Raw genomic sequence first — 7,479 nt, 5'->3', positions numbered from 1 at the left:
GATCTGCGGGTAACCCCTTGATACTCCCGATGCTTCAGGATTGGACTTCCACCTTCCTTGGCAGGAAGGCTTCGAACTCGTTCCTTCGCAGGAAGGAGTTCTTTCTTCCAACCCTCCGGTTCTCCGATTCCTCGGAGCCCATGGCAATTTTAGAATACTCCAAGAACGCTTCCTTGTCAAACCGAACCCTGAAGAAAAAACCCTTATTCTAAGCCCATTTCCGGCGCCGAAGGTAAAACTTTTGCGTCAATGAAGCCAAAAATTCACAAGCCACAAAAAATCTTTGAAAAGTTTCGAGGGAATAATCGGGGGCATTTGTGGCTATACAGAGTATGGTCGGCAAAGAGATCCCGAGGACAAAAATCAGGCGGTCGGTATTTCTTGAGATTCTACTCCTCCTTGTTCTTGCGCCCTTTGCCTTTGCGGCACAGCCCATTCTCTGGGTCCCTCTCAGGGACGTTCCCGATATAGGAGCGGTCGAATGGGGCCTGGCAAGCTTTGTGAAGAGAGCTCTCCAGGAAGCTCAAAGACAGAATGCTCAGGCCGTAGTTTTCGAAATCGATACCTTTGGGGGACGGGTGGATGCCACGCTTTTCATAAAGGACCTCATCTTTCGTTCGCCTGTAAAAACTGCAGCTTTTGTGAACCCCAGGGCCTGGTCGGCAGGGGTTTTCCTCGCCCTATCGTGCGAAAGAATCTTCATGGCTCCTGACGGAAGCATAGGGGCAAGCGAGCCGCGGAACTCACAAGAAGACGTTAGCCAACCCGATCCTAAAACGGTATCGGCCCTTCGGGCCCAGATTGAAGCCCTGGCACAGGCTCGTGGAAGGAATCCGCTTCTTTTTGCCGCCATGGTGGATCGAGAAGTGGCCATCGAGGGGGTCAAGGAGAAGGGGGCGCTCCTCACTCTCCCGGCGCAACAGGCCCTCAAGCTTGGAGCCATCGACGGGATTGCTCGCGGGAAAGACGAGGTTCTTACCCAACTTGGCCTTGAGGGTCCGGTGGTGACCCTTTCCCCCTCCTGGTCGGAAACCCTGGCAAGGATTGTGACCCATCCTGCAGTGGTCCCCCTTCTCATCCTTCTCGCCTTTGGAGGTATTTTTCTCGAAATCATGACTCCCGGTTTTGGAGCCCCCGGAATTGTGGGTCTTACCTCGTTTTTCCTCTTTTTCGGTGGACGGTACCTGGCAGGCCTCTCCGGATGGGAATCCATGCTCCTTTTCCTTGCCGGCGTCATCCTTTTAGTCCTGGAACTCCTGGTCATTCCGGGATTCGGGGTGGTGGGAGTAACCGGGGTTGGAGCGCTGGCCACCTCTTTCTATCTCACCCTCAGGACAACACGAATTTCCTTTGCCGTGGCACTTTCTGAAACCTTCTTCTACCTTGCCATCGTGGGGGCAGTTTTTCTTTCTTTCCTCTTCCTCCTCCCCCAGAATCCCATCTGGAGGAAGATAGGACTTCGGGAACGAAGCCCCGCCAGGGAGAAAGAACTTTCTCCTCACGAGCATCTCTTAGGGAAAGAGGGAGTTACAAAGACCATCCTCCGTCCGGCAGGCGTTGCCGAGATCGAGGGCAGGCCCTACGACGTGATCAGCCGGGGAGAATTCATAGAGAAAGGAGTAACGGTGGTGGTGGATGCGGTACAGGGTAACACCATCATCGTGCGAAAGAAAAAGGAGGGCGAACCATGAACGTAAGCGGATACCTCATTCCTGCGGTAATTATTCTTGTGGTGGTGATTGTCTTCTTTTCCCTGGTACCCCTTGGGCTTTGGATTTCGGCCCTGGCGGCAGGGGTTCGGGTGAGCATCATCACCCTCATCGGGATGCGACTGCGTCGCGTCCCTCCGGCAAGCATTATCCTTCCCCTCATCAAAGCTACCAAGGCCGGTTTGGACCTGAGCGTGGGGTCTCTTGAGGCCCACTACCTTGCAGGTGGCAATGTCGACCGGGTGGTCATTTCCCTCATCGCTGCCGAGCGGGCCGGTATCCCCCTCTCTTTCCAGAAGACCTGTGCCATTGACCTTGCCGGGCGTAATGTCCTTGAGGCAGTGCAAATGAGCGTCCTTCCCAAGGTCATTGAAACACCAACAGTAGCAGCGGTGGCCAAAGATGGCATTGAGCTCAAGGTCAAAGCCAGGGTAACGGTGCGGACCAATATCGATCGCCTGATTGGCGGAGCTACGGAGGCGACCATCATCGCCCGGGTGGGCGAGGGCATCGTCACCACCATCGGTTCTTCACAATCCCACAAGGAAGTTCTTGAAAACCCCGACACCATCTCCAAAACCGTCCTCGATAAGGGTCTTGATGCAGGCACGGCCTTTGAGATCCTCTCTATCGATATCGCCGACATCGACGTGGGGGAGAACATCGGGGCAAGACTCCAGACCGACCAGGCCGAGGCGGATAAAAGGGTAGCCCAGGCGAAAGCCGAAGAACGAAGGGCTTTGGCCATTGCCCGGGAACAGGAAATGAAGGCCTATACCCAGGAAATGCGGGCCAAAGTCGTGGAAGCGGAGGCAGAAATTCCCCGGGCCTTAGCGTACGCCCTGCGGGAAGGAAAAATGGGATTCCTCGACTACTACTCCCTTCAGAATCTCCAAGCGGACACCCGCATGAGGGAGAAACTGGGAAGGGAGGAAGAAAAAGGTGCTGAATGACGCGAAAAAAGACAAAGAGAAGGTCCCTTATCTCCAAAGGAGGCTCAAGGAAGATTTTGCGCTCCTCTACCTCTTCCACGAAGTCCTCTCCGAACCAGTGTGCCGACGGATGCACCCTCTCTTTTGCTTTCCTCCGCAGAGGGTGTTCCGGAAAAGGTAAGGGGCAGATGCGGTGGCAACCCGGAAGCGGCTTGGGACACTTCTTGCGGTGGCAATGGCGGTGCTTTTTGTAACCTCCCCAAGTCCTGCCCAGGAATCCCCCTTTGCAAACGGAGAATTCTGGGTACGAGAGGGTCTTTCCCTCCACTACCAGATATGGTACCCGAAAGCACCTCAAGGGAAAGTACTCTGCATCCATGGTCTGGGAGGTTCCACGTTCTCCTGGCGCCATGCCCCCAATTTCCTTCTCCCGGCCGGATACCTCGTAGTTGCCGTGGACCTACCCGGCTTTGGGTACAGCGCAAGGCCCACAGGAACCACCCACAAAACAGAAAACCGGGCTCAACTCCTTCTCGAATTTCTCCAGTACCTCGACGGTACCGTTCTGCCAAAGGCATTGGCCGAGGAAAAGTGGTACCTCATAGGGCATTCCATGGGTGGCGCGGTGGCCCTCCTCATGGCCATGGAAGAACCAGAGCGATTCCAGGCCACCGTCCTCATCGCCCCAGCACTGCGAAGGCCCTTCAGTCACTTCCTCAAAATCCTGACTTCCTTCCCTCCCACCAGAGGATGCTGGACTACCCTTATTCGAAACCTCTTCCTCTCTCCGTCACGCATCTGGCACTTTCTTGAGAAAGCCTACGGACGAAAAGTAAAGGAAGAGGAGTTCCAGGGATACGTAAAACCTCTCCGACTCCCGGGAACGGCTCGAAGCCTTCTCAGCATGGTGAACACTGCCTCTTCCCTCAAGCTTTTTCCTTTCCGGGGAAAGCCCCACCCTCCCTTTCTCCTCATCTGGGGGAGTAACGACCGTTTCATTCCGGCAAAGGAGGGCAGAGAGTTTCAGAGAATTTTCTCCGACACACCACTCTACCTTGTCGAGGGAGCCTCCCACTGCCCGATGGAAACCCACCCGGGGGAAGTGTACCCCATGATTCTCGAATTCTTCAAAGCACCGAAAACTCACTCAGAAGCCTCAGGGCCAATATCTCCGTACTTGAGGACAAGGTAAGGAAGCCATATGGTGACGAAGAGATTGCCCAAGAAAAGGCCGATGTAGGGCAAAAAACCCAAGAGGAATGCAATCAACACCATGAGGAAAACGACCCAAAAATTACCCTGCGAGAACACGAAACGGAAAGAGAAACCCGCCGATACATCGAAACTTGCGTTCTCCACCGCCCCATGGGGAATGGCAGGTAAAAGCAAGGACGCCAGAAGAATCCCAGGTACTATGTAGAAAAAGGTCCCCAGAGCAACGATAACCGCAACAAGAAGAGTTGCCAAACCGACGTTGGCCAGACGCTCCGAAAGTTTGACCCAGGAATCCTGCAGAGAAACTTTCTCCCCCCGCATACTCTGGTCGAGCAAGAGCGCAACCCAAGCCATGCTGAAAAGAACTGCAATCTGGCTCACTACAGTGATCACGAAAACCTGCCAACCCATTCCCCTGAGGAACGCACCACGCAACCCCATCGACAGCGCTAATCCCACCACGCTCGCTATAAGCGAAGGCACAAGGATCAAAGGAACCTCGCCAAGGAGCCGAAAAGGGGTTTGGAATGCATCCTGAAGATTAACTTTGGACATGAATTCCCCCTCCTTTCACCAGGGCCGCTGCAGGCAATCCTGTGGGCCCTCTCTTTGAAGGAAACAGAACTTCACAACCGCCCTCATTATAATGCGTAGTCCCACAAGAGGAAAGGGAATTGAAAGCCTGGAATAGGTACCCATTTTACTACCCCCATAGCCTTGTTCCCCAGCGATGAGGCAAAACCCATCTGCTCCCTAAGGAGGGCGAAAATCCTTGAGGACAAAAGAGCAGAAAAGGAAGCGTACCAGGTCTGCGGCGAAACAAAAGCAACAGGTAAAGGAAATTGCCAGGCAAGATTCCGTACTCTCAAAGCAGAGAGCCATGCCCAAGAAGGGGGAGCGCAGCCGCCCCCATGACGCTGGCCCTCCCACGAAAAACACCAAGGAGAAGCTTTGGAGCGCGATTGAGGTCCAAAAGATGCATACGGTAAGCCTCTTCCACAAAACTAAACCAAAGTAGTCCTGCCTCCGAGACACCTCCACCAAGGATTATTGCTTCTGGATCAAGAACCCCAGCCATGTTTGCTAAAGCCAAGCCTAAATAAAAAGAAGCATTCCTTAGGATTTCCCGGAAAAGAGGGTCGCCGCTTTCTGCTCTTTCCACAATAACCGATCCTTCTACCTCTTCCCCCGCAAGATACCATGCCTCACGCTCCATGGCGCTGCCAGAGGCCAGAGCCTCGAGACAACCTCTTTTCCCACACCGACACATTGGCCCCTGAGGCATAACAACTGTATGACCTATTTCTCCACATATATTGTGGCTTCCCTTCACAACCTTGCGGTCCCAAACTATAGCTCCCGCGATACCGGTTCCAACGCTGACGTATAAGAAATCTCGAAATTCTCGACCTGCACCAAAGAATAGCTCAGCTAAGGCACCACCCTTAACATCGTGCTCGAGAAGGCATGGGAGGCCGAGCCTCTTCTCGAGAAGATTTCGAACCGGCACGTCCCTCCAGTTAAGATTCGCCGCATATACCACTACACCATTGTCGCTGTCAATAATACCTGGAGTAACGATGCCAATACCCAGAAGCTTGGATTTCTCAATATCCTTAGTCAAATAGTCCACGAGCGATGCTATCTCTTCGACCACTCTATCCGGGCCTTTGCAGGTGTAGAAAATTCTCTCAGAAAGCAAGACGTTTAATTTTTCGTCGACCAGAACACCGGCAATCTTCGTTCCCCCAATATCAATACCGCAGGAATATCTCAAGGCTGACCTCCAGAAAGCGTCACTCTTTAGTATGCCAACCCTTCCCGATTCGGATCAATTCCTTCTACAGGACAACCACCTTAGTGAGGTTCTTAGGGTTATCTGGATCCAAACCTCGCTTTTTGGCCCTGAAATATCCAAGAAGCTGTAAAAAGACGACGTCAAGGAGGGGCAAGAAAATGGGACTCACAGACTTCTCATCGTAAAGGACTTCCACGACCTTCGGCGAAGGTAAGTGCTCTAACCCTAAATGCAGGACGGTTGCTCCAAGACGCACCATCTCAAGTATGACTTCCTTCTCCATATCAAAGGCTGACTGAGAAGTCAAAGCTATAAGGAGTGTCTCCTCATCGACAATTGATTTTGGACCGTGGCGGAATTCAAGGAAATGGAAAGTTTCGGTAGGTGTTAGACTCATTTCCTTGAGTTTCAGTGAACCCTCCCAGGCTATTCCGTAAAGTGGTCCATTTCCAAGAAAAATAAACTTGGTAAACGACCCATGCTCCGCTAAATTCTTTACAACCGCCTCGTAACGAGAGATTAAAAGCTCAAGTGTCTCTGGAAGGGCGTTAAGATCAGATGTTGGCATACCACTTTTGGCCATCGCCAAAAAAAGGAGTGCAAGCAACATACTTGAGAAGGACTGAGTCATAACAACGCTTTGCTCTGCTGCCGAGGAAAGGACAATAGAGCAATCCGCGAGGCGGGCAAGTGACGATCCTTCCTGGCAAGTGATTCCTATGGCTTTCCCTCCAAAATGCTCTTTAAAGTAAGCGACTGCCTTAACGGTTTCCGTAGTCTCTCCAGAGCGCGAGATGCCAACAAAAAGGTAGCGTTCCTCAGGAAGGAAGACACCCTCGGGAAAGAGGAAAACTTCCGAAGATGGAACCCCCCTTGCCCGCTCTCTCGTAAATTTTTGCCAAAGATATGCTGCGGTGAGGGCTAAGTTATACGAGCTTCCACACCCAGCAAAAAGAGCTTCCTTATACCCTGAGGACAGGAAAGCCAGAAGCTCTTCCCTCTTACTTTCCAAGTACCCAAGAACTTCTCGCCATGTAATCGGTTGCCTTCGAATTTCATGGTAAGTATGATCAGGCACTTCACTTCCTCCTTTCGGGTTTCCGTGCGTTTTCAGAGTTTTCTCTCACCGTTGAGAAACACACCCTTAACATTGAAAGCCTCGTCAAATACTACAATGTCAGCCTTCTTGCCTCTTTCAAGACTCCCAAGAGTGTCATCTATCCCAAGAAGCTCTGCCGGATAAAGGCTCCCCAGCGAAGCAAGGTATGGGAGAGAGAAACCAAAGGCTCTCAAGAGATTGAGTAAGGCACCACGAAGACTCACGGTACTGCCCGCCAGATTTCCTGAGGAAAGAACACGAGCAATGCCTCTTTCAACCTTAATCGCTTCCCCTCCAAGCTCATACACGCCGTCCTCCATACCAGTTGCCCTTACCGCATCACTTACAACGATCGTTCGATGAGCCTTACAACCAAGAAGAATCTGCAAAATTTCTGGAGCAATATGTACTCCATCGGCTATAACTTCCACCCATATGCCCTCGAAGCCCAAAGCAAAGGCGAGGAGATTGGGCTTACGGTGATGCAGAGGTTCCATTCCATTAAAAACATGGGTAACGAGCCTCGCACCTAAAAGGTAAGCCCGGAGGCTCGTCGCGTAATCAGCCTCGCTATGCCCCAGGGATACCAAAACCCCCAGGGAAGCAAGATAACCTATTAACTCTAAGGCCCCTTCAATTTCTGGGGCAATAGTCACTCTTTTTATAAGGCCATTCCCCGCTTCGAGGAATTCTTCCATCTCTCTCACGTCAGGCAGACGGACAAAA

Annotated in this window: 7 protein-coding genes; 3 read left to right on the top strand and 4 right to left on the bottom strand. The window is 52.2% G+C overall.

The annotated features are described in order from the left end of the window. Positions 1–332 precede the first annotated feature (332 nt). The 3 genes from H5U36_07725 to H5U36_07715 all read left to right on the top strand — a co-directional run bounded on the left by H5U36_07725 (position 333) and on the right by H5U36_07715 (position 3,833). Positions 333–1,691: a hypothetical protein gene (locus H5U36_07725; protein ID MBC7218011.1), complete on the top strand. Its 1,359-nt coding sequence runs from the start codon at positions 333–335 to the stop codon at positions 1,689–1,691. Next, the gene (gene floA / locus H5U36_07720) at positions 1,688–2,662 is read left to right on the top strand and encodes a flotillin-like protein FloA (protein MBC7218010.1); all 975 of its coding nucleotides are present in this window, start codon (positions 1,688–1,690) and stop codon (positions 2,660–2,662) included. The genes H5U36_07725 and floA overlap by 4 nt, the downstream gene beginning before the upstream one ends. Before the next feature lie 172 nt (positions 2,663–2,834). Continuing rightward, positions 2,835–3,833 (top strand): alpha/beta hydrolase, encoded by a 999-nt coding sequence (locus H5U36_07715; protein ID MBC7218009.1) that lies wholly within the window; start codon positions 2,835–2,837, stop codon positions 3,831–3,833. Here H5U36_07715 and H5U36_07710 read toward each other — a convergent pair. From H5U36_07710 to H5U36_07695, 4 genes are all read right to left on the bottom strand, one after another. Then, the gene (locus H5U36_07710) at positions 3,785–4,411 is read right to left on the bottom strand and encodes a hypothetical protein (GenBank protein MBC7218008.1); all 627 of its coding nucleotides are present in this window, start codon (positions 4,409–4,411) and stop codon (positions 3,785–3,787) included. The genes H5U36_07715 and H5U36_07710 overlap by 49 nt on opposite strands. Before the next feature lie 310 nt (positions 4,412–4,721). After that, on the bottom strand, positions 4,722–5,633 hold the full coding sequence (locus H5U36_07705; GenBank protein ID MBC7218007.1) for an ROK family protein: 912 nt from the start codon (positions 5,631–5,633) through the stop codon (positions 4,722–4,724). A gap of 64 nt (positions 5,634–5,697) precedes the next feature. Next, positions 5,698–6,732, bottom strand: a complete 1,035-nt coding sequence (locus tag H5U36_07700; GenBank protein MBC7218006.1) for an SIS domain-containing protein — start codon at positions 6,730–6,732, stop codon at positions 5,698–5,700. Between the two features lie 32 nt (positions 6,733–6,764). Further along, a partial coding sequence (locus H5U36_07695) for an amidohydrolase family protein (GenBank protein ID MBC7218005.1) occupies positions 6,765–7,479 on the bottom strand: 715 nt, incomplete at its 5' end.

The organism is Candidatus Caldatribacterium sp., assembly GCA_014359405.1.
Classification (GTDB): Bacteria; Atribacterota; Atribacteria; order Atribacterales; family Caldatribacteriaceae; genus Caldatribacterium; species Caldatribacterium oleiphilum.
This window is presented reverse-complemented; position numbering and strand designations above follow the sequence as displayed.